The sequence below is a fragment of the Polaribacter sp. 2405UD43-2 genome (assembly GCF_058147125.1).
Genome location: NZ_JBYVJX010000005.1, coordinates 1 through 26,709 on the forward strand (window position 1 = coordinate 1; position 26,709 = coordinate 26,709).

The 26,709-nt window shown below is 30.6% G+C and carries 30 protein-coding genes; 26 read left to right on the top strand and 4 right to left on the bottom strand.

Translation table 11 applies throughout. The features are described from left to right. The 14 genes from ACY2RX_RS08055 to ACY2RX_RS08120 all read left to right on the top strand — a co-directional run. A partial coding sequence (locus ACY2RX_RS08055; protein ID WP_490103456.1) for a hypothetical protein occupies window positions 1-192 on the top strand: 192 nt, incomplete at its 5' end. 182 nt (window positions 193-374) lie between these two features. Beyond that, a complete protein-coding gene (locus ACY2RX_RS08060; RefSeq protein WP_490103457.1) occupies window positions 375-1,481 on the top strand; it encodes a T9SS type A sorting domain-containing protein in 1,107 nt (368 codons plus the stop codon). 594 nt (window positions 1,482-2,075) lie between these two features. After that, the gene (locus ACY2RX_RS08065) at window positions 2,076-3,065 is read left to right on the top strand and encodes an AAA family ATPase (protein ID WP_490103458.1); all 990 of its coding nucleotides are present in this window, start codon (window positions 2,076-2,078) and stop codon (window positions 3,063-3,065) included. 62 nt (window positions 3,066-3,127) lie between these two features. Continuing rightward, complete coding sequence (locus ACY2RX_RS08070) at window positions 3,128-3,997, top strand: DUF58 domain-containing protein (protein ID WP_490103459.1); 870 nt, start codon at window positions 3,128-3,130, stop codon at window positions 3,995-3,997. Between the two features lie 83 nt (window positions 3,998-4,080). Beyond that, a complete protein-coding gene (locus ACY2RX_RS08075) occupies window positions 4,081-5,097 on the top strand; it encodes a BatD family protein (protein ID WP_490103460.1) in 1,017 nt (338 codons plus the stop codon). Then, window positions 5,084-6,088 (top strand): vWA domain-containing protein, encoded by a 1,005-nt coding sequence (locus tag ACY2RX_RS08080; protein ID WP_490103461.1) that lies wholly within the window; start codon window positions 5,084-5,086, stop codon window positions 6,086-6,088. The genes ACY2RX_RS08075 and ACY2RX_RS08080 overlap by 14 nt, the downstream gene beginning before the upstream one ends. A 47-nt stretch (window positions 6,089-6,135) precedes the next feature. Further along, entirely contained in the window at window positions 6,136-6,501 is a 366-nt protein-coding gene (locus tag ACY2RX_RS08085; RefSeq protein ID WP_490103462.1) for a four helix bundle protein, read from the top strand. A gap of 34 nt (window positions 6,502-6,535) precedes the next feature. Continuing rightward, window positions 6,536-7,582: a vWA domain-containing protein gene (locus ACY2RX_RS08090; protein ID WP_490103463.1), complete on the top strand. Its 1,047-nt coding sequence runs from the start codon at window positions 6,536-6,538 to the stop codon at window positions 7,580-7,582. A 2-nt stretch (window positions 7,583-7,584) separates the two neighbouring features. Then, window positions 7,585-8,409, top strand: a complete 825-nt coding sequence (locus ACY2RX_RS08095; RefSeq protein ID WP_490103464.1) for a tetratricopeptide repeat protein — start codon at window positions 7,585-7,587, stop codon at window positions 8,407-8,409. Between the two features lie 69 nt (window positions 8,410-8,478). After that, window positions 8,479-10,248, top strand: coding sequence for a BatD family protein (locus ACY2RX_RS08100; protein WP_490103465.1), 1,770 nt, complete (start codon window positions 8,479-8,481; stop codon window positions 10,246-10,248). 11 nt (window positions 10,249-10,259) lie between these two features. Beyond that, the gene (locus tag ACY2RX_RS08105) at window positions 10,260-11,009 is read left to right on the top strand and encodes an SH3 domain-containing protein (RefSeq protein WP_490103466.1); all 750 of its coding nucleotides are present in this window, start codon (window positions 10,260-10,262) and stop codon (window positions 11,007-11,009) included. 5 nt (window positions 11,010-11,014) lie between these two features. Then, complete coding sequence (locus ACY2RX_RS08110; RefSeq protein WP_490103467.1) at window positions 11,015-11,323, top strand: hypothetical protein; 309 nt, start codon at window positions 11,015-11,017, stop codon at window positions 11,321-11,323. 79 nt (window positions 11,324-11,402) lie between these two features. Further along, window positions 11,403-13,265 carry a SulP family inorganic anion transporter gene (locus ACY2RX_RS08115; protein ID WP_490103468.1) on the top strand — a complete coding sequence of 621 codons (1,863 nt, stop codon included), beginning with the start codon at window positions 11,403-11,405 and terminating at the stop codon, window positions 13,263-13,265. Between the two features lie 11 nt (window positions 13,266-13,276). Next, entirely contained in the window at window positions 13,277-13,906 is a 630-nt protein-coding gene (locus ACY2RX_RS08120; protein ID WP_490103469.1) for a carbonic anhydrase family protein, read from the top strand. 109 nt (window positions 13,907-14,015) lie between these two features. Here the strand turns inward: ACY2RX_RS08120 and ACY2RX_RS08125 are convergent, their stop codons facing one another. Further along, window positions 14,016-14,402: a hypothetical protein gene (locus tag ACY2RX_RS08125; RefSeq protein WP_490103470.1), complete on the bottom strand. Its 387-nt coding sequence runs from the start codon at window positions 14,400-14,402 to the stop codon at window positions 14,016-14,018. A gap of 49 nt (window positions 14,403-14,451) precedes the next feature. Then, on the bottom strand, window positions 14,452-14,967 hold the full coding sequence (locus ACY2RX_RS08130; RefSeq protein ID WP_490103471.1) for a CvpA family protein: 516 nt from the start codon (window positions 14,965-14,967) through the stop codon (window positions 14,452-14,454). An 81-nt stretch (window positions 14,968-15,048) separates the two neighbouring features. On the opposite strand from ACY2RX_RS08130, the gene ACY2RX_RS08135 reads away from it, so the two are divergent. Continuing rightward, window positions 15,049-15,399: a hypothetical protein gene (locus ACY2RX_RS08135; RefSeq protein WP_490103472.1), complete on the top strand. Its 351-nt coding sequence runs from the start codon at window positions 15,049-15,051 to the stop codon at window positions 15,397-15,399. Window positions 15,400-15,474: 75 nt separating this feature from the next. On the opposite strand, the gene ACY2RX_RS08140 is transcribed toward ACY2RX_RS08135, so the two are convergent. Then, entirely contained in the window at window positions 15,475-16,662 is a 1,188-nt protein-coding gene (locus ACY2RX_RS08140; protein WP_490103473.1) for a C40 family peptidase, read from the bottom strand. Window positions 16,663-16,782: 120 nt separating this feature from the next. On the opposite strand from ACY2RX_RS08140, the gene kynU reads away from it, so the two are divergent. The 11 genes from kynU to ACY2RX_RS08195 all read left to right on the top strand — a co-directional run bounded on the left by kynU (window position 16,783) and on the right by ACY2RX_RS08195 (window position 26,054). Next, a complete protein-coding gene (kynU, locus tag ACY2RX_RS08145) occupies window positions 16,783-18,042 on the top strand; it encodes a kynureninase (RefSeq protein WP_490103474.1) in 1,260 nt (419 codons plus the stop codon). A 61-nt stretch (window positions 18,043-18,103) separates the two neighbouring features. Continuing rightward, on the top strand, window positions 18,104-19,513 hold the full coding sequence (locus tag ACY2RX_RS08150; protein ID WP_490103475.1) for an FAD-dependent oxidoreductase: 1,410 nt from the start codon (window positions 18,104-18,106) through the stop codon (window positions 19,511-19,513). Between the two features lie 93 nt (window positions 19,514-19,606). Beyond that, the gene (locus ACY2RX_RS08155; protein ID WP_490103476.1) at window positions 19,607-19,927 is read left to right on the top strand and encodes a GIY-YIG nuclease family protein; all 321 of its coding nucleotides are present in this window, start codon (window positions 19,607-19,609) and stop codon (window positions 19,925-19,927) included. 35 nt (window positions 19,928-19,962) lie between these two features. Then, a complete protein-coding gene (locus ACY2RX_RS08160) occupies window positions 19,963-20,505 on the top strand; it encodes a DUF1697 domain-containing protein (RefSeq protein ID WP_490103477.1) in 543 nt (180 codons plus the stop codon). Between the two features lie 79 nt (window positions 20,506-20,584). Next, window positions 20,585-20,998: a RidA family protein gene (locus ACY2RX_RS08165; RefSeq protein WP_490103478.1), complete on the top strand. Its 414-nt coding sequence runs from the start codon at window positions 20,585-20,587 to the stop codon at window positions 20,996-20,998. Between the two features lie 38 nt (window positions 20,999-21,036). After that, window positions 21,037-21,186, top strand: a complete 150-nt coding sequence (locus tag ACY2RX_RS08170) for a hypothetical protein (RefSeq protein ID WP_490103479.1) — start codon at window positions 21,037-21,039, stop codon at window positions 21,184-21,186. A gap of 115 nt (window positions 21,187-21,301) precedes the next feature. Further along, on the top strand, window positions 21,302-22,750 hold the full coding sequence (locus ACY2RX_RS08175) for an aldehyde dehydrogenase (protein ID WP_490103480.1): 1,449 nt from the start codon (window positions 21,302-21,304) through the stop codon (window positions 22,748-22,750). A 103-nt stretch (window positions 22,751-22,853) separates the two neighbouring features. Next, complete coding sequence (locus tag ACY2RX_RS08180) at window positions 22,854-23,648, top strand: SDR family oxidoreductase (protein ID WP_490103481.1); 795 nt, start codon at window positions 22,854-22,856, stop codon at window positions 23,646-23,648. Between the two features lie 97 nt (window positions 23,649-23,745). After that, window positions 23,746-24,270 (top strand): 3-hydroxyanthranilate 3,4-dioxygenase, encoded by a 525-nt coding sequence (locus ACY2RX_RS08185; protein ID WP_490103482.1) that lies wholly within the window; start codon window positions 23,746-23,748, stop codon window positions 24,268-24,270. A gap of 3 nt (window positions 24,271-24,273) precedes the next feature. After that, window positions 24,274-25,356: an amidohydrolase family protein gene (locus ACY2RX_RS08190; RefSeq protein WP_490103483.1), complete on the top strand. Its 1,083-nt coding sequence runs from the start codon at window positions 24,274-24,276 to the stop codon at window positions 25,354-25,356. Window positions 25,357-25,361: 5 nt separating this feature from the next. Further along, a complete protein-coding gene (locus ACY2RX_RS08195) occupies window positions 25,362-26,054 on the top strand; it encodes an SGNH/GDSL hydrolase family protein (RefSeq protein WP_490103484.1) in 693 nt (230 codons plus the stop codon). Between the two features lie 5 nt (window positions 26,055-26,059). Here the strand turns inward: ACY2RX_RS08195 and ACY2RX_RS08200 are convergent, their stop codons facing one another. Then, window positions 26,060-26,683: a hypothetical protein gene (locus ACY2RX_RS08200; RefSeq protein ID WP_490103485.1), complete on the bottom strand. Its 624-nt coding sequence runs from the start codon at window positions 26,681-26,683 to the stop codon at window positions 26,060-26,062. Between the last annotated feature and the right edge of the window lie 26 nt (window positions 26,684-26,709).

The following is a 26,709-nucleotide window of genomic DNA, read 5'->3' on the forward strand; positions in this document are numbered from 1 at the left end:
CAGGTTTTAGAAAAGCGAAAAGGAATTTTTAAACATCAATCACAAAAAGATGGTGTTGTATTTCAAGGAGCAGATAGTAGAGAGTTTTGGCAGAGAGCAGAAGACAGAAATCAAGAAACAGCCAATATATATGATGAATTAGGATTGGCTCATTATGCCGCTATGGAAGCTTTTGTGAGATGGGAATACTAAAAACTTCTAATGAAAACTCAATAATATTAATAAAACGAAAGATGTAAAGATTGATTTTTTAGAACAGTAAATTTATCTATGAAAATCGATTACAGAACCGATAATTAGAATTATATTAAAAAATAGAACCATATTTATATGGTTCTATTTTTTTAACTTTGAATACTTTTATTTTTTGTATTATGAAATTTCAACATATTTTTTTATTCGTTTTCAGCATCTTTATCAATTCAACCTTTGCTCAAAAAACTTATTATATTCCGGGTTCTGGAGTAAAAGTGAAAGAATTATCTTTCGAAGCAACATCATTATTAACAGAGAAATTTAATTATGGTTTAGGTTGGGCAGGAAGTGGGTTTGGTCTTTCTGGAACTCAAAGAGGAGCGCCAGAAATAATTTCTGTAATGGCAAATCCTCAAAAAGTTTCATCATCAGGAAATCAAGTTTTGGCATTTAGGTCTAAAGAAAGAGATAACGCTTGGTATACAGAAAACCCATCAGCAACAGGAACAACAGTATATGGTAACGCAGATACAGAAACACAAGATGATTTTTTTATGTACGGAGAATCTTGGGTATCTGCAGATAAACCTTCTGTAATGATGCATGTGTTTTTACCAAATTCATTAGGCGCAGGTGGTGTTAGTTCTTTGAGAATGCCAGTAAAATACAACAATTCTACTATTAATTCTTGGCCAGGCATTTGGTGTTATGGAGCTGAAATATATTTAAGAGGTCCTGGAAGATCAGATATTAAAATTACAACAAATGCGCCAAATGGAGGAAAAAATACTTGGTGGACACTTGGTTTATCAATAACTCCAACAGGAGACATTCAATATTATGCAACTCCTAACTATGTAACCACTTTAACAAGCGATCATTGCATTGGGTTTAATAGCGAAATAAGTCCTGCAAATGGGCACAATTACAATCCTGTTGATAAAAATAGAGATGCTATAATTATGTCTTCTAACAGAAACTTATCGCAAACACCAACCTTAATAGATCGCTTATACTATACTAAAGGAACAACAACTCAAGTTCTAAATGTAAAAAACAATAAGATTGCTTCTTTAAAAATATATCCTAACCCAACCACAAACTATATTTTTATTAAAGAATTACAAAGTAAGAAGCTATATAAAATTGTTGACAATTTAGGAAGAATTGTTAAAACTGATTTTATAAGTTCAACAAGTAACAGAATAAACGTAAATACCTTGTCTAGAGGAGTTTATTTATTAGTTATTGATAAATACAGTGCTAAAACGTTTATAAAAAACTAATTTTTTACACTAAACAGAGCCGAATCATACTTTTATTTTTAGCTATGAATTCACAAATTTTTTACTTTAATTATTAATTTCAATTATAAAAACCAAAAGTTTTTATAATTAACGTGAGTTTGATATATTATTTATTGATAATCAATTAGTTATTTGTTTTTTGGTGCGCAAATGTCATTCAGATGAAGAATGAGGAAGAATCTCATTAAGATTGAGATTTCTCATCACTCGTACTTCGTTCTTTCGAAATGACAAAACACTGATAATAAGAAATATAGTACCTCAATATAATTCTATGTTATATCGAACTCACGTTATTTATCAAAATTATTTTTGAATAGTCATCTATAAATTCGTGGCTAAAGTTTGTAGTATATTTCTTTTTTAAAAAAGTATGATTTTGCCCTAATACATTTAAACAATTTTCTTTTTACCATAAATTTTTATCAAAAGAGGGTATTATATTTCATTTTAATAACCTGTATTTATATACAAAAAAATACAAATCATCTTTAACCTTGTTTTAACAATTTTTTTTTTGTTAAAATTGTAGCTTTGTTTTTCGTAAAAAATAACACCTAATACAATATTACAATGGATGTAGATGTAAGAGCTATTAATGAGAAAATTGAAAGAGAAAGTGCCTTTATAGATATACTTACTTTAGAAATGAATAAAGTAATTGTGGGGCAAAAACAAATGATAGAAAGTTTGTTAATTGGTCTTTTAGGCAATGGTCATATTTTACTTGAAGGAGTTCCAGGGTTGGCAAAAACATTAGCAATTAATACCTTGTCAAAAGCGGTTCAAGGTAGTTTTAGTAGAGTTCAGTTTACACCAGATTTATTGCCTGCAGATGTTGTTGGAACTATGATTTACAATATGAAGGTAAATGATTTCTCCATTAAAAAAGGACCTATTTTTGCAAATTTTGTTTTAGCTGATGAGATAAACAGAGCGCCAGCAAAAGTGCAATCGGCATTATTAGAAGCAATGCAAGAACGTCAAATTACCATTGGCGATACTACTTTTAAATTAGATGAACCTTTCTTGGTAATGGCAACTCAAAACCCAGTAGAACAAGAAGGAACCTATCCTTTACCAGAAGCGCAAGTAGACAGGTTTATGCTAAAAGTTGTTATAGATTATCCAAAATTACAAAACGAGCAAATAATTATGCGTCAGAATTTATCGGGTAGTTTTGCCGCTGTTAATCCTGTAATTTCTGTAGACCAAATTTTAAAAGCAAGAGAAGTTATTAATGAGGTTTATATGGATGAAAAAATAGAAAAATACATTCTCGATATTATTTTCGCAACACGTTATCCAGAAAAATATAACTTACCACAATTAAAAGATTTAATCAGTTTTGGAGCTTCACCTCGTGGAAGTATCAATTTAGCAAGAGCCGCTAAATGTTATGCTTTTATAAAACGAAGAGGCTATGTAATACCAGAAGATGTTAGAGCGGTAGTTTTTGATGTTTTGCGACACAGAATAGGAATTACTTACGAAGCTGAAGCAGAAAATGTAACTTCTGTAGACATTATTAATTCTATTATTAATGAAGTTGAAGTGCCTTAAATAGCTCTTAGCATTTAGCATTTAGCAATTAGCAAACAGCGAAAAGCCAACAGCTTAAAAAAATGAATACCAAAGAAATACTCAAAAAAGTTCGTAAAATAGAGATTAAGACAAGACGTTTGTCTGATCATATTTTTGGAGGTGAATATCACTCATCTTTCAAAGGGCGAGGTATGACTTTTTCTGAAGTAAGACAATATCAATTTGGCGATGATGTTAGAACCATAGATTGGAATGTTACTGCGCGTTACAACCAACCTTATGTAAAAGTTTTTGAAGAAGAACGAGAGTTAACAATGCTATTAATGGTAGATGTTTCTGGTTCAGAATTATTCGGAACATCCACTCAATTTAAAAAAGAAACCGTTACAGAAATTGCAGCAACATTGGCTTTTTCTGCAACTCAAAATAACGACAAAGTCGGATTGATTTTATTTTCTGATGACATCGAATTATACATTCCTCCAAAAAAAGGAAAAAGTCACGTGTTAAGAATTATTAGAGAATTAATCGAATTTAAACCCAAAAGTAAAAAAACAGATATCTCTGCAGCGTTAAAATTTTTATCTAGTGTGATGAAAAAAAGAGCCATCGTTTTTTTATTATCCGATTTTATGGACGATGATTACGAAAAAACATTAAAAATAGCAGGCAAAAAACACGATTTAACAGGTATTAGAGTGTATGACAAACACGATGAAGAAATTCCGAATTTAGGAATGGTGCCAATGTTAGATGCAGAAACGGGCAATATTCAATTAATAAACACATCCTCTAAATCTGTAAGAACAAGTTACAAAGCAAATGCTTTACGATTATCAGACTATTATTTAAATATGTTTAAAAGAAGTGGCGCAGGTACTATTAATACTAGAGTTGATGAAAGTTATGTAAAAAAATTATTAGGTTATTTTAAACATAAAGGAAGATAAAAAAAGCCCATCTTAATCTTCCCAAAGGGAAGAAACAGTTGTGGAAAATCAGACAGGAAACAGTAATAATGAAAAATTAGAAATTGAAAAAAAGTAACATAAATATCGATTTTCAAAAAAGTGATAAAAAATCGCAAGCCAAGTGCTTTCTTTTCTTCGGAAAAAGAGTTAGAGAGATAGGCCTTTTCTTTTTTCTTTTTTCTCTTTTCTGTTTTTCTACTTTTGCTCAAGAAGGAATGGTAAAAGCGGAGATTGACACCACAAATATTAGAATTGGTGAGCAGTTTCATCTTAAAATTTCTGTAAACGAAACACAAAATGTTATTATTCCTAAACTTCAACTTACAGGATTAGAAATTGTAGATTCTACTAAAGTTGATACAATTAAAAACAAGTTAATCAGAAAATATATTTTAACAGGTTTTGATAGCGGCGCATTTTACATTCCGCAACAACAAATCTTTGTAAAAAATCAAGCATATTTAACAGATTCATTATTAATAAACGTAGCAACAATTGCTATTGATACGACTAAAGTGAAGAAATTTCCAATCAAATCTATAAAAGCAGAGCCCTATACTTTTGATGATTTTAAAATCTATTTATATCTTATTTTAGCAGCTTTGGCAATTATTGGTTTTTGGATTTATTGGTTTGTCATCAGAAAACGAAAAGAAATTGAAGAAGAACCAACATACAAAGCTTTACCACCTTATGAAGAAGCCATTTATCGTTTAAATGAATTAGATGAAAAACTGTTGTGGCAAAACAATAAAATAAAACAATATTATTCTGAATTAACAGAAATTGTAAGAGGTTTTATAGAACGAGAATTAAACGTACCAGCATTAGAAAAAACAACTGACGAGGTTTTAGAAATGCTAAAAGACTTTAAAGATTCTGAGGTAATTGTTACCTCGCAAGATACTATTGATAAACTAAAAAGTTTATTGTGTGAAGCAGATTTAGTAAAATTTGCAAAATCGAAACCACTTGCTTTAGAAATTGAAGAAGATAGAAAAGATGCAGAAGATATTGTGAGCAATTTAAAACCTAAACCAATGGTAGAAGAAAAAGACGCAGAAGATGAATTGGAGTAATTTTGAATTTCATAATCCCGAGTTTTTGTGGTTACTAATAAGCATTCCATTATTGGCAATTTGGTATTTTTTTATGTGCAAAAAAGATGCCGCTGTTTTAACAATGCCAAGTGTTAAAGGTTTTAAAGTAGATTCCTTTTTATCAAAATTAAAACCATTTTTGTATGTATTAAGATTGTTAGCCTTAGCGGCAATTATTGTGGCTTTGGCAAGACCAAGAAATGTATCTGTAAGCAAAAAAACAAAATCTAATAGAGGTATAGATATTGTAATGGCAATAGATGTTTCTGCCTCTATGTTGGCCAGAGATTTAAGACCCAATAGATTAGAAGCGTTAAAAAAAGTGGCGGTAAATTTTGTAGATAGAAGACCCAATGACAGAATAGGAATTGTAGTTTATGCTGGCGAAAGTTTTACACAAACACCTATTACTAGTGATAAAGGAATTGTAAAACGTACAATTTCTGAACTAAAATGGGGGCAATTAGAAGGCGGAACAGCCATAGGAATGGGTTTAGGTTCTGCAGTAAATAGGCTAAAAGAAAGTACTGCAAAAAGTAAAGTGATTATTTTATTAACGGATGGTGTAAATAATTCTGGAAATATAGACCCAAGAACTGCCACAGAGTTAGCAAAAGAATTAGGAATTAAAACCTACACAATAGGAATTGGAACCAACGGAATGGCAGATTTTCCTTGGAGCAGAGACCCAAGAACAGGGAAGTTAAATTTTAGAAAACAACAAGTTGAGATTGATGAAGCTTTGCTAAAAGAAATTGCTTCAGAAACGGACGGAAAATATTTTAGAGCAACAAACAATACCTCTTTAAAAGAAATTTATAATGAAATTGACAAACTCGAAAAAACAAAAATAGAAGAATTTAAGTATTATAATTATCAAGAAAAGTACAGGTTTTTTGTCTTTTTAGGATTAGGATTGTTATTATTTGAATTTGTTTTAAGAAGCACAATTTTTAAGAGTTTTATATAAAATATTGTGTAAATGTTGAATTGTTTAAATGTGTAATTGTAAAAAAGATGTATGTATTTTCATTTGAGAAATTAAAAGTATGGCAAGAAGCTATTGATTTATCAGTAGAAGTTTACAACATATCAAAAAGTTTTCCTGCTAATGAAAAATACGGAGTTACAAGTCAATTAAAAAGAGCAACAAATTCGATTGCTGCAAATATTGCAGAAGGAACATCAAGAATAACAAGTAAAGACAAAGCACATTTTTCAACAATAGCTTTTAGTACAACAATGGAAGTTTTAAATCATATAATAGTATCAAAAGAATTAGAATTTATATCCGAAGAACAATATTTAAAATTAAGAGAAAGAATTTACAAAATATCGAATATGTTAAATTCATTAAGAAAGTCTCAATTAAAGAACAGTTAACCATTTACACAATTAAACAATTACACGTTTTCAGATGTATCGTATAGAAGAACCAATTTATTTTTATGTATTCGCAATCATACCAATAATGATTGTTATTTTCTTGTTGGTTTTCTGGTGGAAAAAAAGAATGCAAAAAAAATTTTCTGACAGTAAACTATTGCAAAGGTTAGCGCCAAATTCTTCTACTTTTAAATCGGTTTTAAAATTAGGAATGTTGCTTGTAGCAATTGCTTTTTTAGTAATTTCTTTGGTAAATCCTAAAATGGGAACCAAACTAAAAACGGTTAAAAGAGAAGGTGTAGATGTGGTTTTTGCTTTAGATGTTTCTAAAAGTATGTTGGCAGAAGATATTGCCCCAAACCGTTTAGAAAAAGCCAAACAAATTATTTCTAAAATTATTGATAAATTAGGTTCAGATAGAGTTGGTGTTATTATTTATGCAGGTAATTCTTATCCACTTTTACCAATTACCACAGATCACGCTGCCGCAAATATGTTTTTGCAAAATGCGAATCCAGATATGGTTTCTAGCCAAGGAACAGATATAAACGGAGCGTTAGAATTGGCAAAAACGTATTATAATAATGATGATCAAACCAATCGGTTTTTAATCATTATTTCTGATGGAGAAGATCATCAAGAAGAAACAAAACAAGTAGCTCAAAATTTAGCGAATGACAGCGTTAAGATTTATACTATTGGAGTGGGTACAGAAAACGGAAGCCCAATTCCTATGCGTATAAATGGCTCTATGATTGGTTATAAAAAAGATAGAAAAGGCGAAACAGTGATTACCAAACGCAAACCAAAAGTTTTGCAAGGAATTGCAGATGCTGCCGACGGAAAATACATAGATGGTAATGTTACCGAAAAACCAGTAAAAGTAATTGCAGATATTATTGCAAATGCAGAAAAAAATGAATTTGAAACCAAACAATTTTCAGATTATAAAGACCAATTTCAGTGGTTTTTGGCATTAGGTTTGCTATTTTTAGTTGCAGATATATTTTTGTTTGATAAGAAAACAAAATGGTTGAAAAAAGTAGATTTATTTAATGAAGAAAAATTGAAGAAATAGTAATGAAAAATTTACAATATTTATTAATTATTTTCTTGGTGCTATTTTCATCAAAAGAAATGTTAGCACAAAAAGATTCTATTGCTTTACAACGTAAAGCTAGAAAATTTTTAAGACAAGGAAATGATTTATACAAACAACAAAAATATACAGATGCTTCTGTAGCATACCAAAAAGCACTTGGTAAAAATATTAAATACGACAAAGCTTCATATAATTTAGGAAATGCGTTGTATCAAAATAAAAACTTTAAAGAGGCAGTTCCGCAATACGAATTAACGGCAGAAACCGCCAAAGATAAGTTTACCAAAGCAGAAGCGTATCATAATATTGGCAATGCAATGCTAGAATCTAAAAACTATCAAGCAGCTGTAGATGCGTTTAAAAATTCTTTAAGAAATAATCCTAATGACGATGAAACTCGTTACAATTTGGCAGTTGCGCAAAAGTTGTTAGACAAACAAAATCAGCAAAATAAAGACGATAAGAATAAAGATAACAAAGACAAAAAAGACAAGGATAAAAAGGATAAAGACAATAAGAATAAGGATAAAAATAAAGATAAAGACGGGAAAGATAAAGACAAGGATAAAAAAGAAGACAAAGACGGAGATAAGGATAAAAATAAGGACAAAAAACAAGATCCTAAGAATAATAAAGACGACAAAAAAAACAAACAAAAACCAAAGCCACAACAAGGTAAAATGACACCCCAGCAAATTAAGCAGTTGTTAGAGAGTTTAAATAATGAGGAGAAAAAAACTCAAAAAAAGATGAATGCTAGAAAAGCAAAAGGTAAAAAAGTAAAACAAGAAAAAGATTGGTAGTTTATTGTGTAATTGTTTAATCGTTAAATTGTAACAGTTAACCAATTATACAGTTTTCAAAAAAATAAAATGACTTTAAAAATTCGCATACTATTTTTTATTAGTTTACTCTCTTTTATTGCAGTAGGGCAAGAAGCAACATTAACAGCAAAAGTTAGTAAAAATAAACTTGGCTTAAATCAACGTTTAAGAATAGAATTCGCAATAAATAAACAAGGTGGAGATAATTTTACTCCTCCTAAATTTACCAATTTTAAAGTGGTTGGTGGACCAAGTCAGTCAGTCAGTCAATCTTGGATTAACGGTAAAGTCAGTTTTTCTCAATCGTACACATACATTATCCAACCCAAAAGAAAAGGAGAGCTTACAATTGGTGCTGCAAGCGTTACATTAGATGGAAAAACCATAAAATCTAAACCTATAAAAATTATTGTTTTAGACGCTGTAGAATTGCCTAAAAACCCAAATGACCCTAATTATATTGCACAACAAAATATTCATTTGGTTGCAGAAATTTCTAAACCGAACCCTTTTGTAGGTGAAGGAATTTATGTGGAATACAGATTGTATGTTAGCGAAAATATTAATGTCTATGATTATGGCGTAACAGAAGCTCCTCAGTACAATGGTTTTTGGAACCAAGCTATTAAAACAAATGGTTTTCCTGTAAAAATTGGAAAATATAATGGCGAAGATTACAGATATGTTGTTATGCAAAAAGCATTATTAATTCCCACAAAAACAGGAAAGTTGGTAATAGATCCTATGAAAATGGATATTGTAATTGGTGTTCCTACTGGTAGAGCAGACTTTTTTGGAAACGTAATTACTAGAAATATTAGAAAAGAATTTTCATCGGCTAAAAAGATACTTAATCCTAAAAATCTTCCTTTAGAAAATAAACCAGAAAACTTTACAGGTGCCGTTGGTGATTTTAATTTTGCAGTAACTTTAAGTAAAGATATCTTAAAATCTAACGAAAGTGCTCAAATTAAAGTGGGGGTTACTGGTAAAGGAAATTTAAAACTCTTTGAATTGCCAGAAGTAACAACGCCTGTAGAATTAGAGAAATATCAACCAGAAAGAAAAGAAAAAGTTAGAGTGAGTGCTGGCGGAATTTCAGGTTCTGTGTCAGATATTTATACTGTAGTACCACAATATAAAGGAAAATACAAAATACCCAAGGTTGCATTTTCGTATTTTAATCCGAAAGAAGAAAAGTATTATACGCTATCTTCAGAAGATTTATTTGTTGATGTTATTGAAGGAAAAGAACTAATTACCAATAGCGATAAAAAAGATAACTCTATTCAGAAACAGGCTGTTAAACTCACAGGAAAAAACTTTAGATATATACAAACTAAAACGTCTTTTCAACCTTTAAATTCTGATGATTTTTTTCAATCGAATTTGTTTTACATACTTTTATTATTGCCTTTAATTGCTATTCCTGTAGCAATATTTATAGCAAAACAAAACGAAGCTAGAAGTAATGATATTATTGGAAATAAATTAAGAAAAGCAGAAAGATTAGCTAAAAAATATTTGTCTGAAGCAAAAAAACAATTAGGAAATAAAGAAGCATTTTACGAAGCATTAGAACGCGCTTTGCATAATTATTTAAAAGCAAAATTGGGTGTTGAAACTGCCGATATTAGCAAAGAAAAAATTACTCAATTTTTAGAACAAAAGAATGTTAATGCTACTTCTATTACTCAATTTATTGAAGTATTAAAACAATCAGATATGGCACGTTATTCGCAAATAACAAACACCGAAATGGAAGCCGAATTTGAGAGAGCAAAACAAGTTATTGTACAATTAGATAAACAATTATAAAAATTATAGAAATGAAAAACATATTATTTTTATTATTGATAATTGCCAATTCTGTTACTGCACAAAATGTAGATAGCTTGTTTGTGTCTGCCAATGAGTTATACAAAAATGGAGATTTTGAACAAGCAATACAAACTTATAAAAAGATAGAATTGCAAGATGTAGCATCATCAGAATTGTATCAAAATTTAGGAAACTCTTATTATAAGTTAAACAAAGTTGGACCCTCAATTTATTATTACGAAAAAGCCCTGAAGTTAAATCCTTTAAACGAAGATGTAAAAAATAATTTGGTGTTTGCCAAGCGTTTGGCTTTAGATAATATAGAAGAATTGCCGCAAACTGTATTACAAAAATTCAACAAAAATTATCTACAAAAACTATCTTATAATCAATGGGCAATTACGGTTGTTGTATTTTCTATAATTGCAAGTTTGTTGTTTTTATTATTTTATTTTGCAGAGGTTCCGTCTAAAAAAAGACTCTATTTTATAACAAGTATGGCAAGTTTTTTCTTTTTAGTGATATCTCTTTTTATAACGTACAATCAGTACAATTTTTCTAAAAAAAATAAAGAGGCGATCGTTTTTGTAGAAAAAACAAAAGTTAGAAATGCACCTACATTAAATTCTGATGAGGTATTTACTTTGCATGAGGGTACAAAAGTTATTGTATTAGATGTTGTAGATAATTGGAAAAAGATTAAATTAGCTGACGGCAAATTAGGATGGATTATTTCTTCCGAAATAAAAGAATTATAGTTTTAATGAAGATACCAAAACCTACCATTTTTAAAATACTTTTTTTAATGATACTTTCATTAAAGTTAAGTTTTGCTGTTTATCAAAATCTTTCTTTAATCTCAGAATCTATAGAAACTGCCTATGTTTTAGATATTGATGAGCCAGAAAATGAAGAAAAACAAGAAAAAGATGAAACTGAAAAAATTCATCAAAAAGTAAAAGATGTTTCATTAAATTTATCAACAAACATCTTTAAGTTTAGCTCAAAAGTAACTTTAAATTACAAAACTTTACATTTAGAGTTTACCACACCGCCACCAGAAATTATTTAAATTATTTCTAGAAAATCAAACAATTTAATTTTTAACTTTAAGCCTATTTAAAAAACAATAGGTTAAGAAATATTTATTTATGAAAAATTTATTTTCAAACATTAAAGGTGATGCTTTTGGTGGTATAACTGCCGGAATTGTAGCTTTACCATTAGCTTTAGCATTTGGAGTTTCCTCTGGTTTAGGACCAAGTGCAGGTTTATACGGAGCAATTTTTATTAGTTTCTTTGCCGCTCTTTTTGGAGGAACAAATACTCAAATTTCTGGTCCAACTGCGCCTATGACTGCCGTAAGTATGGTAGTAATTGCAGGTATTATTGCTGCAAACGACGGTGATGTAACCAAGGCTTTACCAACAATTTTAACCGTATTCTTATTAGCAGGTTTATTGCAAATAGGTTTAGGAATTTTAGGTTTAGGAAAATACATAAGATACATTCCGTATCCTGTGGTTTCTGGATTTATGACGGCCATTGGAGTTATTATATTAGTAACTCAAATTTTACCATCTGTTGGTTATTATGCAAAAGAAGACGCTCAATTTGTAGAGCAGTTTAAACCGCAAGCGGAAGAAATTATTCTAGAAAATATCTTAAAAGAAGAGGCTGGAGAAAAAATTCTAGTTTTAGAAGACTTCAAAGAAACAATTTCTCGTGCTGAAAAAGTAACACAAGCAGATATTCTTAAAGAAAGTGAAACATTAGCAGGTAAAGAAGCTTCTGGTGTTTTAGGAACATTTAAAGTATTACCAAGAGCTTTAAAAAATATTAATTGGCTTGAAGTTATATTGGCTTTAGGAACAATTTTAATTATCTACGGATTTAAACGAATAACAACTGCCATACCAAGTACACTTGTTGCCTTGTTGGTAATGTCTGGAATTGCTGTTGGTTTTGGGTTAAATTATCGTCCTATTGAAGAAATTCCAAGCGGATTTCCAATTCCGAATATGGGAATAATTACTGAGTTTAGTCTTTCTAACGTTACACCGTATATTTTTACCGCATTAACTCTTGCGTTATTAGGAGCCATAGATTCGCTTTTAACATCTGTAGTTGCAGATAATATGACCAAGACAAAGCACAAACCAAATAAAGAATTAATTGGTCAAGGTATTGGTAACAGTATTGCATCAATTTTTGGAGGAATTCCTGGAGCTGGAGCAACAATTAGAACGGTTGTAAATATTAATTCTGGTGGTAAAACAAAGCTTTCTGGTATGATTGCTGGTATAATGTTATTGGTAATTTTATTAGGTTTAGGACCAGTTGCATCCAAAATTCCAGCAGCAGTTTTAGCAGGTATTTTAATTACTGTTGGTATTGGTGTTATGGATTATAAAGGATTAAAAGCAATACCTGCATTACCAAAAGATGCTAAAATTGGACCTTTTAAAGTAAGTTCTGAAGTAATTATAATGTTGGTTGTTTTATTACTTTCAACTTTCTGGAACTTGGTATATGCTGTTGGTATTGGTTTAGTAATCGCTTCATTAATGTTTATGAAGAAAATTGGAGACTTAACTGCAGAACGTTCAGACGTTAAATCTTTAAAAGAAGAAGCTTGGTCTGATGAAAAAGATTTTCCCGAAAACTTTAAAGAAAAGGTTTTTATAAAACATATTAAAGGACCTTTGTTTTTTGGTTCTACTAGCGATTTTCAAGCGTTGGCATTGCAAATACCAGAAACTGCATCTACAGTTATTATGCGTTTAGGTAGAATGCAATATATGGATCAATCTGGGTTATATGCAATGGAAGATATGTTGCAAGATTTAAAAACGAAAAACGTAGAAGTTTTATTTGTAGACCTACTAGATCAACCAAGATATATGATGGAAAGAATTGATATCATTCCAGATTTCATTCCTCCATCTCATATTTTTAAAACTTTTGAAGAATGTACTAATTGGGTACAAGTAAACATAAAAGACAATCATTAAAAAATATAAATATGAGAAATACAGCAATTAATAAAGAAGTGCAATCGGGTTTATCACCAAATGGTGTTTTACAAGATTTATTAGAAGGAAATAATCGTTTTGTAAACAATCAGCAGGAAAAAGTAGCACATTTAGATTTGGTAAAGCAAACTGTTTCTGGGCAATATCCAAAAGCAGTAGTGTTATCATGTATAGATTCTAGAGTGCCTGTAGAGCAAGTTTTTGACCAATCTGTTGGTGATATTTTTGTAGCTAGAGTTGCAGGTAACTTTGAAAATACTGATATTTTGGGTAGCTTAGAATATTCATGTAATGTTGCAGGAAGTAAATTAGTTTTTGTTTTAGGCCATGAAAGTTGTGGAGCTGTAAAAGCAGCTTGCGATGGTGTAGAATTAGGTAATATTACAGAGATGTTAGAAAATATTTTACCTGCTGTTAAAGAAGCAGCTTTAGATTTTGATGATGATGTAGATTCTTCGAACAAAGATTTTGTTGCTAAAACTGTAGAGAGTAATGTGCGCTTAACAATAGAAAGAATTCGCGAAAAAAGTGGAATCTTATCAGAAATGGAAGATAATGATGAAATTAAAATTGTTGGTGGAGTTTATTCTTTACAAACAGGTAAAGTTACAATGCTTTAATCGAAAAGAATTTTTCTGAGTCTAGACCAGAATCAGGATTTCTAAATTAACAGGAAGCAAAAAACCCAAGATTAAAAATCTTGGGTTTTTGTTTATATATTGAAAATTTTTATCTATTTCTATTATTAACTCTTGTCATTCTTCCTTCCCAAGATCGTCCTCCTAAAGTAGAAGTATAATACACTTTTTTACCTCTTATTCTATTAATTTTAATATGAAGTTTAGTGCCAATTTTAAAAGGAAAATCTGGCAAGTTAGTTTCTTTTATAATTAAGTTATACTCACAATCTGTAATCCATTCAATATCAGACTTAATAAAATGCTTTTTTTTATTATGGTATTCTACATAATCATTTACTTTAAAAATAACTAAAACATCTTTTTTAGCATATCTATATGTAAAAGTATTATTTTTTAATGAGGAGCAATCTTTTTTATCAAAAGACATCAGCGCAATAAGACCGAATAAGAAAATTAATTTATATAATTTTTTCATAGTGATGATTAGTTTTTACGGCAGCAATTTACAAAAAAGCTACATAGATTTATATATTTTTAGAAGGGGTTTTTTCCTGTTTTTTTTCTTTAATTATAGAGGGGAATATAGTTGGGGCTATTTTTTTTACGGGTTCAAATAAAATAGAATCTTCTAAAGTTTCCTTATCAACAAAAGGAATTGTGTCATTCATTTTTCCAAAGAAAATAAAAACAACACTTAATATAAGTCCTATTTTTAAAGCTCCAAAAACACCTCCTAAAATTTTATTTAAAATACCTAAAGAAGCAAAATCTGCAATCTTGGTTAGCACCTTACCCAATAGAGCAATAATTATTATAATAATAACAAAAGTTGCAGCAAATGCAACTAAAGATATATATTCTTGATCCCAAGATACGGATTCTTTTAGAAAATCGGAAGCAAAATACGAAAAATGAATTGCTCCATACACTCCACCAACTAAGGCAACTAAAGAAGCCACTTCTACAAATAATCCTTTCATTAAGCCTCTTACAAAGCCAAAGAGCAATAATGCTGTAACAATAATATCAAAAATATTCATTTAAAATCTTTACCCAAACCTACATCTTTTTTTTATAATTTAAAAATGTGGGTTGTATATTTACATTCTTAAACGAGGAGTATGCCAAAAGTAATTAGCTTAAAAGAAAAGTGGAATGTTTTAGTAAATAAATTAACCCATCAATTTGCGAATGGAGATGCGTTAAATATTGATGGAATTATATATTTAGTTGGTGTTCAGGAGTTAGGGCAAGGTCATAGAACTTTTAAAAAAGACGAAAAAGTAAACTTAATGCACATAGCTATTTGTAAGTTATTAGAACCTTATGGTTATTATGAATTTGATTTTTTTGACGATGATGGTTGGCCTCATTATAAGACAATAACAGAATTACCTACTTTAAAACCTGGTGAACAAACGGTTTTAATGAAAGAAGCGGTTATTCTGTATTTTGAAAGATTGTCTTATTGAACATTTTAGACATAAATCTTTTAATAATCTTATAACTAATATGATATCTAGACTAATCGCTTATATTCTTTTCGATTAAAACTTTATCTTGTCTCTCAAATCAATAATATCTTTATCCACAATACCTAAATAACGTTTACTACCTAAATATCTGTGTTTATTAAAATCATCGTAATTGGGTTGGTTTTTATCCATAGAACTTAGATGCACATTTCCAGAAGCGTGGATAAATTCCATTTTGTCATTTCCTAACCAAATGCCAACGTGAGTTACTCTTTGTTTTTTTTCTGCAGTTGCTTTTTTACCAAAAAATAGTAAATCGCCTTTTTCTAAACCTTCAAATTTTAAATTTTCATCCACAGTTTTACCGGCATTAATTTGTTGCGATGCATCTCTTGGAATCACAAAACCATTCATTAAAAACACCATTTTTGTAAACCCACTACAATCCATTCCTTTGCTAGATGTACCACCCCATAAGTAAGGAAAACCGTCCATTTTTATAGCAATAGTTTCTATGCTTTCTTTTGATGGATGTAAATTTTGTAACCAAGAAGTATAAATTACAGCTTCATTTTTCTTTACATATCCAATTCTGTTATCAGGATATTTTACTTGGTAAAACTCATTGTCTTCAGAAATGTATTGTAACAGTCCGCCTAAAGTAATATCAGAAATAATTTGAGAATTCTTAGATTTATCAACATAAACATAACCAAAATTTTGAGTAAAAAGTACTTTTTTAGCTTCATTCCAAACATCAAAATCATTTTTATTCATTTTTGTAATTCCGCCTTTGTCTACCCAAGAAATATACTTATCAGGAGTTTGAATTCTGTAAAAATCACCTTTTTTATCCAAAACTTTTAAAGACATTCCTAACAAACCTTGTGTACCCAATTCAGCAGAATGTTTGGGTTTAGATCTAATGTTAATTACAGAATTCCTTGCAACAGCAAATTGTAAATTTCCAACTGCGGAATCTGGCAAAATTCGAACCTTATTTATAAAGTCTAATTTTCTTTTTTTTAAGCTGTCTAAAAGTATAGAAAATGCTTTTTTAGAAGTAGTTTCTCCTTCTAAAAAAAGTTTGTTGTTTAAAGTGTAGAATTGAATATCAAACAATTCAACTCTTTTGTCTGGAGCGAATTCTTTCTTTATTGATGAATGAATATTTTCTAATTCAGTAATTGTTTTTACATCTTTTTTACAAGAGCATAAAGCAAAAATTATAGTTAGAAAAAAATATTTAAATAGTTTCATTAATATCAGTTTTGTGTAAAAATACAAAAATAGCGTTTCAATGAAAAAGCTTTATTCGTTCAAAATTATTGAAATCTATCAAGGATTGTTTTATATTTGAAAGACAATCTTTTTAAATTAATGAATTATCAAAACACCTTAAAATACGCACAACAACAAGATAAAGAAGATAAGCTTGCTGATTTACGAAATCGATTTCTTATTCCTAAAGATAAAGAAGGAAATGATTGGTTGTATTTTACAGGAAACTCTTTAGGATTACAACCAAAGCAAACTCAGAAATACATTCAGCAAGAATTAGAAGATTGGGCAAATTTTGGAGTAGAAGGTCATTTTGAAGCTCAAAACCCTTGGTTGTCTTATCACGAGTTATTGACTGATAAAATGGCAAAAATTGTGGGCGCAAAACCCATAGAAGTTGTGGTGATGAACACATTAACAACCAATTTACACTTGTTAATGGTTTCATTTTACAGACCCACCAAAACAAAATATAAAATTGTTATAGAAAGTGATGCATTTCCTTCAGATAGATATGCAGTGCAATCTCAATTAAAGTTTCACGGTTTTTCTGAGGATGATGTTATTGAATGGAAACCAAGAAAAGATGAAGAATTGTTAAGAATAGAAGATTTAGAAGAAATTGTTTCAACCCAAGGCAATGAAATTGCTTTGCTATTAATAGGAGGCGTAAATTATTACACAGGTCAGTATTTAGATATTAAGAGAATTGCAGCAATTGGTCATTCAAAAGATTGTGTTGTCGGTATAGATTTAGCGCATGGAGCAGGAAATATTCAACCAAATTTACACGATTCTGGTGTAGATTTTGCAGCTTGGTGTACCTACAAATATTTGAATTCTGGACCAGGAAGTTTAGCAGGATTGTTTGTGCACGAAAAGTATTCTAAAAATAAAAATTTACCGCGTTTTGCAGGCTGGTGGAATCACAATAAAGAAACACGTTTTAATATGCGTCAACCATTTGATGTGATGGAAGGAGCAGAAGGTTGGCAATTAAGTAATCCGCCAATATTATCTATGGCAGCCATAAAAGCTTCATTAGATATGTTTGATGAAGTTGGTATGGACACTCTGTGTCAGAAATCAGAAAAACTAACAGGGTATTTTGAGTTTTTAATCAACCAAATTGGTTCTGAAGATATTAAAATTATCACGCCGTCAAATCTAAAAGAAAGAGGTTGCCAATTATCCATTCAAGTAAAAAATGCGGACAAAAGTTTACATCAAAAACTAACAGAAAATAATATTATTACCGATTGGCGAGAACCAGATGTAATACGTTGTGCGCCAGTGCCAATGTATAATTCTTTTGAAGATGTGTATAGAATGGTTCAAGTATTACAAAGATTGTTATAAATATATCTTAGACCTCACAGGTTTTAAAAACCTGTGAGGTCTTTTTAAAAGAATAATATTAATGAATAAACAAAATAACATACTAATCATAGGCGCAGGTTTATGCGGAAGTTTATTAGCATTGCGTTTAGCGCAAAGAGGTTATAAAGTTGATGTTTATGAAAGTCGCCCAGATTTACGAACTACAGATATTTCCGCAGGAAGATCTATCAATTTAGCCTTATCAGATCGTGGTTTTAAAGCTTTAAGACTTTGCGGAGTAGAAGAGAAAGCACGTGAAATTTGTATACCAATGTATGGTCGTTTAATGCATAATAGAGCTGGAAACACGTTCGCATCTAATTATTCTGGAAGAGAAAATGAGTATATCAATTCAATTTCTAGAGGAGATTTAAACGGAATTCTATTAACCGAAGCCGAAAAGCACGAAAACGTAACCATTCATTTTAATAAAAAATGTACGTCGGTTGATATTGAAAATACGGTTGCACACTTTAAAGATTATACTACCAAAGAAGAATTTTCTGTAGATGCAGCTGTTATCTTCGGAACAGATGGAGCAGGTTCTTCAATGAGAAAAAGTTATTATTTAGAGAAGAAGTTTTTATTTAGTTATTCTCAGAATTATTTAAATCACGGATATAAAGAACTAGAAATTCCTGCTGATAAAGTAGGAAATCATCAAATAAGTAAAAATTATTTACACATTTGGCCACGTAGCGATTTTATGTTAATTGCACTTCCAAATTTAGATGGAAGTTTTACGGTAACACTCTTTTTAAGTTATGATGAAGGCGAATATAATTTCAATAATTTAACTTCCGAAGAAAAAATAACTGCCTTTTTTGAAAAAGAATTTCCAGATGCATTAAAATTGATTCCGAGTATAAAAGATGAGTTTTTTAACAATCCAACAGGAGCTTTAGGTACTGTAAAATGTTCGCCTTGGCATTATCAAAATAAAACCCTTTTAATGGGTGATGCTGCGCACGCCATTGTTCCGTTTTACGGCCAAGGAATGAATGCGTCGTTTGAAGATGTAACAGTTTTTGATAACATTCTTTGTCATTTCGAGCGCAGTCGAGAAATCTTTGATTGGGAAACTGTTTTTAAAACCTACGAAAAAGCTAGAAAAGAAGATACAGATGCCATTGCCGATTTAGCGATTGACAATTTTTATGAAATGAGAGACCACGTTGCGAATCCGTTATTTAAAGAAAAGAGAAAGTTAGAAATGGAATTAGAAAAAACATTTCCTTCAGAATATTTTTCTAAATATTCTATGGTTACTTTTAATGAAAATATACCATATGCAGAAGCTATGAAAAAAGGTAGAGCGCAAGACAAAGCTTTGTTAAATATGTTTGCAGATAATGATTTGGCTACTATTACTGATTTAAAAGAAGTGCTCAAAAAAGTACAAGAAGAAACCAATGAGATTTTAGAAGAAGATAAAATTGCAGGATTGTAAAATCTAATAAAGTGTCTCCTCGAGCGCAGTCGAGAGGATGAAAAAGTAAAAATCAATTTAAATGTCTCCTCGAGCGCAGTCGAGAGGTTAATAATGAAAACGTATTATGTTTACATATTAAAATGTTCTGATAATTTTTTATACACAGGTATAACAAATAATCTTGAAAGAAGATTTGAAGAACATCAAAAAGGATTAAATAAAAGTTGTTTTACATATAAAAGAAGGCCTTTAGAGTTGGTTTTTAATCAAGCTTTTAATGATGTAAAACAAGCAATTTATTTTGAAAAGAAAATTAAAAAATGGAGTGGTAAAAAGAAGTTAGCACTAGCAAATGGAGATTTTGATATGTTAGAAATTTTATCAGAATGTAGAAATGCTACTCATCATAAATATAAACCAGATAATAATTAGGTCTCGACTGCGCTCGACCTGACAAATTAAGTAATATGAAAACATACATCGTTTTACTACGCGGAATAAATGTATCAGGAAAACACAAACTTCCGATGGTAGATTTACGCGATTTATTAAACGAATTAGGATTTCAAAATGTAAAAACCTACATCCAAAGTGGAAATATTATTTTAACTTCGGAAGAAAGTAAAACAGCAATTTGTAAAAAGATAGAAGACGGAATTAAAACTAAATTTGGATATGATGTTCCAGTAATTGCCAAAACAGTTTCAGAGTGGAAAAAAGCGATTGAAAATTATCCATTTCAGATAGACAACCCTAAAATAGTAACGTTTGTATTTTTAGATAAAAAAACATCAGAAACCAAAATTGAAGCAAAAGGGATAAATGAGGATAAATATAAAATTGATGGTGATGTTGTGTATCTTTATTGTCCGTCAACGTTTGCAAAAACAAAATTGTCTAACAATTTGTTTGAGAGAAAACTAAAAGTTACAGCAACAACACGTAATTTAAGAACAACGTTAAAGTTGCTTGAAATTGCCCATCCTAACCTTCCCAAAGGGAAAGAATGAGTAAGTTGATGAAAATAATTAAAACTCAAATCCCCGAATTGAGTTTCTCCCCTTTGGGGAGATTAAAAGAGGCTTATATATGAAAGTAACACCAAGAGGCGCATATCCACACGTAAAAGTTGTGGGCGATTTTATTTTTGTTTCAGGAACTAGTTCTAGAAGAGCAGATAATACCATTGCAGGTGTAGATATTATTGACGAAATGGGAACAAAACGTTTAAATATTGAAACCCAAACAAGAGAAGTTTTACAGAATATTGATAAAACACTGCAAACGGTTAGTGCGAGTTTAAAAGATGTGGTTGATGTTTCTACCTTTTTGGTAAATATGAATGATTTTGCTGGCTACAACAAAGCTTATGCAGAGTTTTTTGATAAGGAAACTGGACCCACAAGAACCACAGTTGCTGTACATCAATTACCACACCCAGATTTGGTGGTAGAGATTAAAGTAACGGCTTATAAGAAAAAGAATAGAGAAACTAGAAACTAAGACAGTTTTGTCATTCCTGCGAAAGCGGGAATCTATAAATGATGATAGATTTTAATCAACATATAAATGTATTTGAAGAAAACGGTTTTTCAATTGTTGAAGGAATTTTTCAACAAGAAAAACTGAATGAGATTATTAATTTTATTGAGAGTAATAATTTTGATTTTTCTGAAAAAATTATGATATAAGAGTAATTTATTTAGAGTTTTGTAATCAAGAGATTCCAATAGAATGATTAAAAAGAATTATAATAATTAGAAAAGACCTCACAGGTTTTTAAAAACCTGTGAGGTCTGGGTAAGTATGAACATAAAAAATTACATAAACGGCGAATTCGTAAATCCAATTAAAGGAGATTTTATAGACAACTACAACCCAGCAATTGGAGAAGTGTATGGGCAAATACCAAACTCATCAAAAGAAGATGTTGAGTTAGCTTATCAAGAAGCTTCAAAAGCTTTTCCAAGTTGGTCTAATACAACCTTAGATGAACGTCATAAAATACTATCCAAAATAGCCGATTTAATAGAGCAAAATCTAGACAAACTTGCTGAAGCAGAATCTAAAGATAATGGGAAACCATTGAGTTTAGCCAAAGCCATTGATATACCAAGAGCCTCATCAAACTTTCGTTTTTTTGCCAATGCTATTACGCAGTTTTCATCAGAAGCGCACGAAAGTGTTGGGTTAAATGCGGTTAATTTTACCTTACGTCAACCAATAGGCGTTGTAGGTTGTATTTCTCCGTGGAATTTACCTTTGTATTTATTCACTTGGAAAATTGCTCCAGCAATTGCCGCAGGTAATTGCGTGGTTGCAAAACCCAGTGAAGTTACACCAATGACAGCGTATTTATTAGGCAAAATTTGTAACGAAGCAGGTTTGCCAAAAGGTGTGTTAAATATAGTCCACGGATTAGGACAAACAACTGGTCAAGCCATTGTAGAGCATCCAAATATCAAAGCCATTTCTTTTACAGGCGGAACAACAACAGGAGCACATATTGCCAAAGTTGCTGCGCCAATGTTTAAAAAGTTGTCGTTAGAATTAGGTGGTAAAAATCCGAATATTATTTTTGCTGATTGCGATTATGAAAAGATGTTGAATACTACAGTTCGTTCTTCATTTGCCAATCAAGGCCAAATTTGTCTCTGCGGAAGTCGAATTTTAGTTGAAGAAAAAATCTATCAAAAATTTAAGAAAGATTTTATTAAAAAAGTAAAACAATTAAAAGTTGGTCATCCATCAAAACCAAATACAGATATAGGAGCATTAGTATCAAAAGAACATTTAAAGAAAATAGAATCTTATGTCGAAATTGCAGAAAATGAAGAAGGCAAAATATTATGTGGAGGTTTAGAAGTTACAATTCCAGATTTTGAAAATGGTTATTATTTTCAACCTACAGTAATAGAGGTTTTAGATAATTCTTGTCGCTTAAATCAAGAAGAAATTTTTGGCCCAATTGTAACTTTAATGTCATTTAAAACAGATGAAGAAGCCTTGCAATTGGCTAATGATACTAAATATGGTTTATCAGCAACTTTATGGACCAATAATTTAAATAGAACTATGCAATTATCTAAACAGTTACATAGTGGAATTGTTTGGGTAAATACGTGGTTGTTACGTGATTTAAGAACGCCTTTTGGCGGACAAAAAGAAAGTGGAGTAGGACGCGAAGGTGGTTTCGAAGCCTTACGATTTTTTACGGAGCCTAAAAATGTTTGTATAAAATATAGCCCCTCTTAATTTCCCCAAAGGGGAGAAATTTGAGGTAAAAATTAATAATTTAAAACTCTAATTACCCAGTTTAGAGTTCCTTCCTTTTGGGAAGGTTAGGATGGGCTTTTTTATGAATTTAGAACTAAAGAACAAAAACGCGTTGGTTTGCGGTAGCACACAAGGAATAGGAAAAGCATCAGCAATTCAATTAGCACAAGAAGGTGTAAATGTAACGTTAGTTGCTCGTAACGAAGAGAAGTTAAAAGCAGTTTTAAAAGAACTAAATGCTTGTCAGTTCGAGCGCAGACGAGAACAAAAACACAATTATATTGTTGCAGATTTTTCGAATCCAACAGAGTTGAAAGAAAAAATAGAAGCATCAAATTTAAACTTCCATATTTTAGTAAATAATACTGGAGGTCCAGCTGGAGGTCCTGTTTTTAATGCACAGTTAGATGAATTTGAACGTGCGTTTACACAACATTTAAAATGTAATCACGTGTTGGTGCAAGCAATTGTTCCGTTTATGAAAGAAGTTGGTTACGGTCGCATTATCAATGTAATTTCTACATCTGTAAAACAACCTTTAGACGGTTTGGGTGTGTCAAATACCATTCGTGGAGCAGTTGCCAATTGGTCAAAAACATTAGCAAATGAGTTAGGTTCCTTCGGAATTACAGTAAACAATGTACTTCCTGGTGCTACAGGCACAGAGCGTTTAAATGAAATCATTAACAATAAAGCGAAGAAAACAGGAAAATCTATTGAAGAAGTTTCCGAAGCAATGAAAAACGCTTCACCCGCTAAACGATTTGCAAAACCAGAAGAAATTGCCAATGCAATTGTGTTTTTAGCAAGCGAAAAAGCAAGTTTTATAAACGGAATTAACGTTCCTGTAGATGGCGGAAGAACAAAATCATTATAGGAAGAATCAAGAACCAAGATTTTTAGAGCCAAGACATTTTAGTGTATCTTTAAGCTGTCTTGAATCTTGTCTCTAAAAGTCTAATAATCTAAAGAATATGAAACTAGTACAACCTTTAAATTTTAAAAAGTGGATTGACGAGCATCGTCATTTATTAAAACCACCCGTAGGCAACAAATGTGTTTGGAATAATGGCGAATATATTGTAATGGTTGTTGGTGGCCCAAACTCAAGAAAAGATTATCATTATAACGAAACTCCAGAATTTTTCTATCAAGTAGAAGGCGATATGGTTTTGAAGATTATAAATGATAAAGGTGAAATGGTTGATGTAGAAATTAATGAAGGTGATATTTATTTGTTGCCTGCAAAAGTGCCACATTCTCCACAGCGAAAAGAAAATACAGTTGGTTTGGTTATCGAATATCCGCGTGCAAAAGGAATGATGGACGCCTTAGAATGGTATTGCGAAAACTGTGGAAATCAATTATACAGAAAGAAATTTAAGTTAGAGAATATAGAAACGGATATGCCAACAATTTTCGATAAATATTATTCTGATAAAAAGAAATGTACTTGTAATAATTGTGGAACAGTGATGGATGCTCCAAATAAAATCTAAAAAATGAAACGCAAATTACGCATAAACGGACATTCACATTTATTACCATACCCAGAAGAAATTCCTAAGTTTATGAAGGATAAAGAAATTTTTTGGGTAGATGATGAGCGTAAACATATGCTGCAAAAAGGTTGGAAACGTCCTGTAACAGATTCTAGTTTTTTCTTGGATGAAAAATTAATTTGGATGGAAAAAAACAAGATTGATCACGCAGTTGTTTTAAACCTTTCTCAATTATATGGTAATGGTTTACGTTTAGAAGAAATGAAAAAAGCCTTGCGCTTTCAAAACGATTTTAATGCAAAAGTACAACACAATCATCCAGATAAATTTACTTGTGGTTTTGTGGTACATCCTGGTTTTATTTATGGTGCACTCTATGAGATTGAACGTTGTGTAAAAGAATTAGGTTTAAAAGTTTTGTGCTTACCCACGCATTTTATGGATTCTATTGGGCAATGGCGTTGTGTTTTTGACAAAGAAAATGATCCCATTTTCGAATTGGCAAACAAGTATAAATTAGCCATAGAAATTCATCCTTATGATGGAGATAAAATGATAAAATTAGAAAATACCAATTGGCGTTTTCATCTCATTTGGATGTTGGCACAATGTGGAGATGCATATCATTTTTATACGTTAAACGGAATGCAAGAGCGTTATAAAAATATTAGAACTTGTTTTGCACATGGAGGTCAATTAGCACAAATGAACTTAGGAAGAAGAATTCAAGGCTTTGATGGAAGACCCGATTTATTTGAAGGAAAAACACATCCTAGAAAAGCTGTTGGCCATAAAAATATATTCTTTGATACACTGGTGCACGATACGGGTTCTTTAGAATTATTGGTTAAAAATCAAGGTTCAAAACAAGTATTAATTGGTTTAGATGATCCGTATCCGTTAGGAGAAATGGAAAGTGATCGTCAATCTTCTTACCCAGGAAAAATTTTAGATTTAGCCATAGATAGAAATATTATTTCTGAAAATGAAAAAGATGCTATGTGGGAAAGTAATGTTTTACAATGGCTTTTTGGTGAAGATGAAAAAGCTAAAAAAGAGTTGGTTGATAAAATTTTAAGTTAAGCTCGATGAAAAAACTTTTAAAATACAAAGCATTTATTTTTTTATTCTTTTTTTGTGGGCTTACCACAAACGCTCAAAAAATATTATTTGTTGGTAATAGTTTAACTTACACTAACAATATGCCAAAAATACTAGAGTTTATAGCAAAAAATTCTGGAGAGGAGATAATAACTAAAAGTTTATGTAAACCTAATTACGCTTTGGCAGATCATTTAACTGATGGTACTTTGCAGAAATTAATAGCTAAGGGTAAATACAATTATGTAATTGTACAACAAGGACCATCTTCTCAATCAGAAGGAAAAAAAATGCTAATTGAAGACGGAGCAATTATAAAAAAGATTTGCAAAAAGTATAATGCAAAATTGGTTTATTTTATGGTTTGGACATCTAAAATATGGTATCATACTTTTGATTTAGTAATAAAAAATTATAAAATTGCTGCCCAAAAAAATGATGCTTTATTATTTCCTGTTGGAGAAGTTTGGAAAAATTATAACAAGCATAAAAATGTAGAAAATCTATATGAATTTGATGATTTTCATCCGTCTAAAGCAGGAAGTTTTTTGGCAGCTTTAACAATGTTTCATCAATTATATCCTACAAAAAATCTTCACCTTTTAAAATTTAGAGATTATAAGAAATGGGTAAAAGATGAAGATTCTTTTGAATTAATGATTAAGCAAATTAATAAATAAGTTGTTTATTCTTGACATTGTTTTAAAACATTTTCAGCTCTTTTTACCATAAATCTTGGGTAAAATTCGATATCAATTTTTTCTTTTTTACCCAGTTCAATTGCTCTTTTTACATCTTTACAGAATGGTTTTGTAGATTGCTTAAAAAAGCGAGCTGCACCCATATCAGATTCTGCTTTGCTTAAAATTACTCTTGGATTGTTTGGTGCAATTTTTATAGCTTTTGCATACAAACCAGAGTTTTTCATAGACATTGTCATTCCATATTTTTGTCCGTCAAAGACAATATAAGCTGTATTTAATAAAGCTTGTGTAATTAAAATTTCTGGATTGTCTGGAGAATTAGAACTAGCTGCGTCTAAAAATTTTTGAGCCTTTGTTAATTTAGCTTTTAGTTTTGTTTCATCTTTTATGGCAAAGCTTTCTAAAATTTCTATGGTTGCGGCATAATAGGCTGGTAACCAATTTTTAGTTTCTGCTTTTGAAATTCTTTCAAAAAGCTGAGAAGCTTCTGCTGTTTTTCCTTCTTGCCAAAGAGAAAATGCTTTTTGCATTCCCTTTTGATATTTGGTTTGCGCAGAAATTCCTGTTGCAAATATTACTGCGATGATAAGTATAATTTTTTTCATAATATTACGGTTAAAGTTGTTGTGTA

Bases quoted from the DNA above. Each gene is read 5' to 3' on its own strand.
- ACY2RX_RS08060 (WP_490103457.1), top strand. From the start codon at position 375: ATGAAATTTCAACATATTTTTTTATTCGTTTTCAGCATCTTTATCAAT.
- ACY2RX_RS08065 (WP_490103458.1), top strand. From the start codon at position 2,076: ATGGATGTAGATGTAAGAGCTATTAATGAGAAAATTGAAAGAGAAAGT.
- ACY2RX_RS08070 (WP_490103459.1), top strand. From the start codon at position 3,128: ATGAATACCAAAGAAATACTCAAAAAAGTTCGTAAAATAGAGATTAAG.
- ACY2RX_RS08080 (WP_490103461.1), top strand. From the start codon at position 5,084: ATGAATTGGAGTAATTTTGAATTTCATAATCCCGAGTTTTTGTGGTTA.
- ACY2RX_RS08085 (WP_490103462.1), top strand. From the start codon at position 6,136: ATGTATGTATTTTCATTTGAGAAATTAAAAGTATGGCAAGAAGCTATT.
- ACY2RX_RS08090 (WP_490103463.1), top strand. From the start codon at position 6,536: ATGTATCGTATAGAAGAACCAATTTATTTTTATGTATTCGCAATCATA.
- ACY2RX_RS08095 (WP_490103464.1), top strand. From the start codon at position 7,585: ATGAAAAATTTACAATATTTATTAATTATTTTCTTGGTGCTATTTTCA.
- ACY2RX_RS08100 (WP_490103465.1), top strand. From the start codon at position 8,479: ATGACTTTAAAAATTCGCATACTATTTTTTATTAGTTTACTCTCTTTT.
- ACY2RX_RS08105 (WP_490103466.1), top strand. From the start codon at position 10,260: ATGAAAAACATATTATTTTTATTATTGATAATTGCCAATTCTGTTACT.
- ACY2RX_RS08110 (WP_490103467.1), top strand. From the start codon at position 11,015: ATGAAGATACCAAAACCTACCATTTTTAAAATACTTTTTTTAATGATA.
- ACY2RX_RS08115 (WP_490103468.1), top strand. From the start codon at position 11,403: ATGAAAAATTTATTTTCAAACATTAAAGGTGATGCTTTTGGTGGTATA.
- ACY2RX_RS08120 (WP_490103469.1), top strand. From the start codon at position 13,277: ATGAGAAATACAGCAATTAATAAAGAAGTGCAATCGGGTTTATCACCA.
- ACY2RX_RS08125 (WP_490103470.1), bottom strand. From the start codon at position 14,402: ATGAAAAAATTATATAAATTAATTTTCTTATTCGGTCTTATTGCGCTG.
- ACY2RX_RS08130 (WP_490103471.1), bottom strand. From the start codon at position 14,967: ATGAATATTTTTGATATTATTGTTACAGCATTATTGCTCTTTGGCTTT.
- ACY2RX_RS08135 (WP_490103472.1), top strand. From the start codon at position 15,049: ATGCCAAAAGTAATTAGCTTAAAAGAAAAGTGGAATGTTTTAGTAAAT.
- ACY2RX_RS08140 (WP_490103473.1), bottom strand. From the start codon at position 16,662: ATGAAACTATTTAAATATTTTTTTCTAACTATAATTTTTGCTTTATGC.
- kynU (WP_490103474.1), top strand. From the start codon at position 16,783: ATGAATTATCAAAACACCTTAAAATACGCACAACAACAAGATAAAGAA.
- ACY2RX_RS08150 (WP_490103475.1), top strand. From the start codon at position 18,104: ATGAATAAACAAAATAACATACTAATCATAGGCGCAGGTTTATGCGGA.
- ACY2RX_RS08155 (WP_490103476.1), top strand. From the start codon at position 19,607: ATGAAAACGTATTATGTTTACATATTAAAATGTTCTGATAATTTTTTA.
- ACY2RX_RS08160 (WP_490103477.1), top strand. From the start codon at position 19,963: ATGAAAACATACATCGTTTTACTACGCGGAATAAATGTATCAGGAAAA.
- ACY2RX_RS08165 (WP_490103478.1), top strand. From the start codon at position 20,585: ATGAAAGTAACACCAAGAGGCGCATATCCACACGTAAAAGTTGTGGGC.
- ACY2RX_RS08170 (WP_490103479.1), top strand. From the start codon at position 21,037: ATGATGATAGATTTTAATCAACATATAAATGTATTTGAAGAAAACGGT.
- ACY2RX_RS08175 (WP_490103480.1), top strand. From the start codon at position 21,302: ATGAACATAAAAAATTACATAAACGGCGAATTCGTAAATCCAATTAAA.
- ACY2RX_RS08180 (WP_490103481.1), top strand. From the start codon at position 22,854: ATGAATTTAGAACTAAAGAACAAAAACGCGTTGGTTTGCGGTAGCACA.
- ACY2RX_RS08185 (WP_490103482.1), top strand. From the start codon at position 23,746: ATGAAACTAGTACAACCTTTAAATTTTAAAAAGTGGATTGACGAGCAT.
- ACY2RX_RS08190 (WP_490103483.1), top strand. From the start codon at position 24,274: ATGAAACGCAAATTACGCATAAACGGACATTCACATTTATTACCATAC.
- ACY2RX_RS08195 (WP_490103484.1), top strand. From the start codon at position 25,362: ATGAAAAAACTTTTAAAATACAAAGCATTTATTTTTTTATTCTTTTTT.
- ACY2RX_RS08200 (WP_490103485.1), bottom strand. From the start codon at position 26,683: ATGAAAAAAATTATACTTATCATCGCAGTAATATTTGCAACAGGAATT.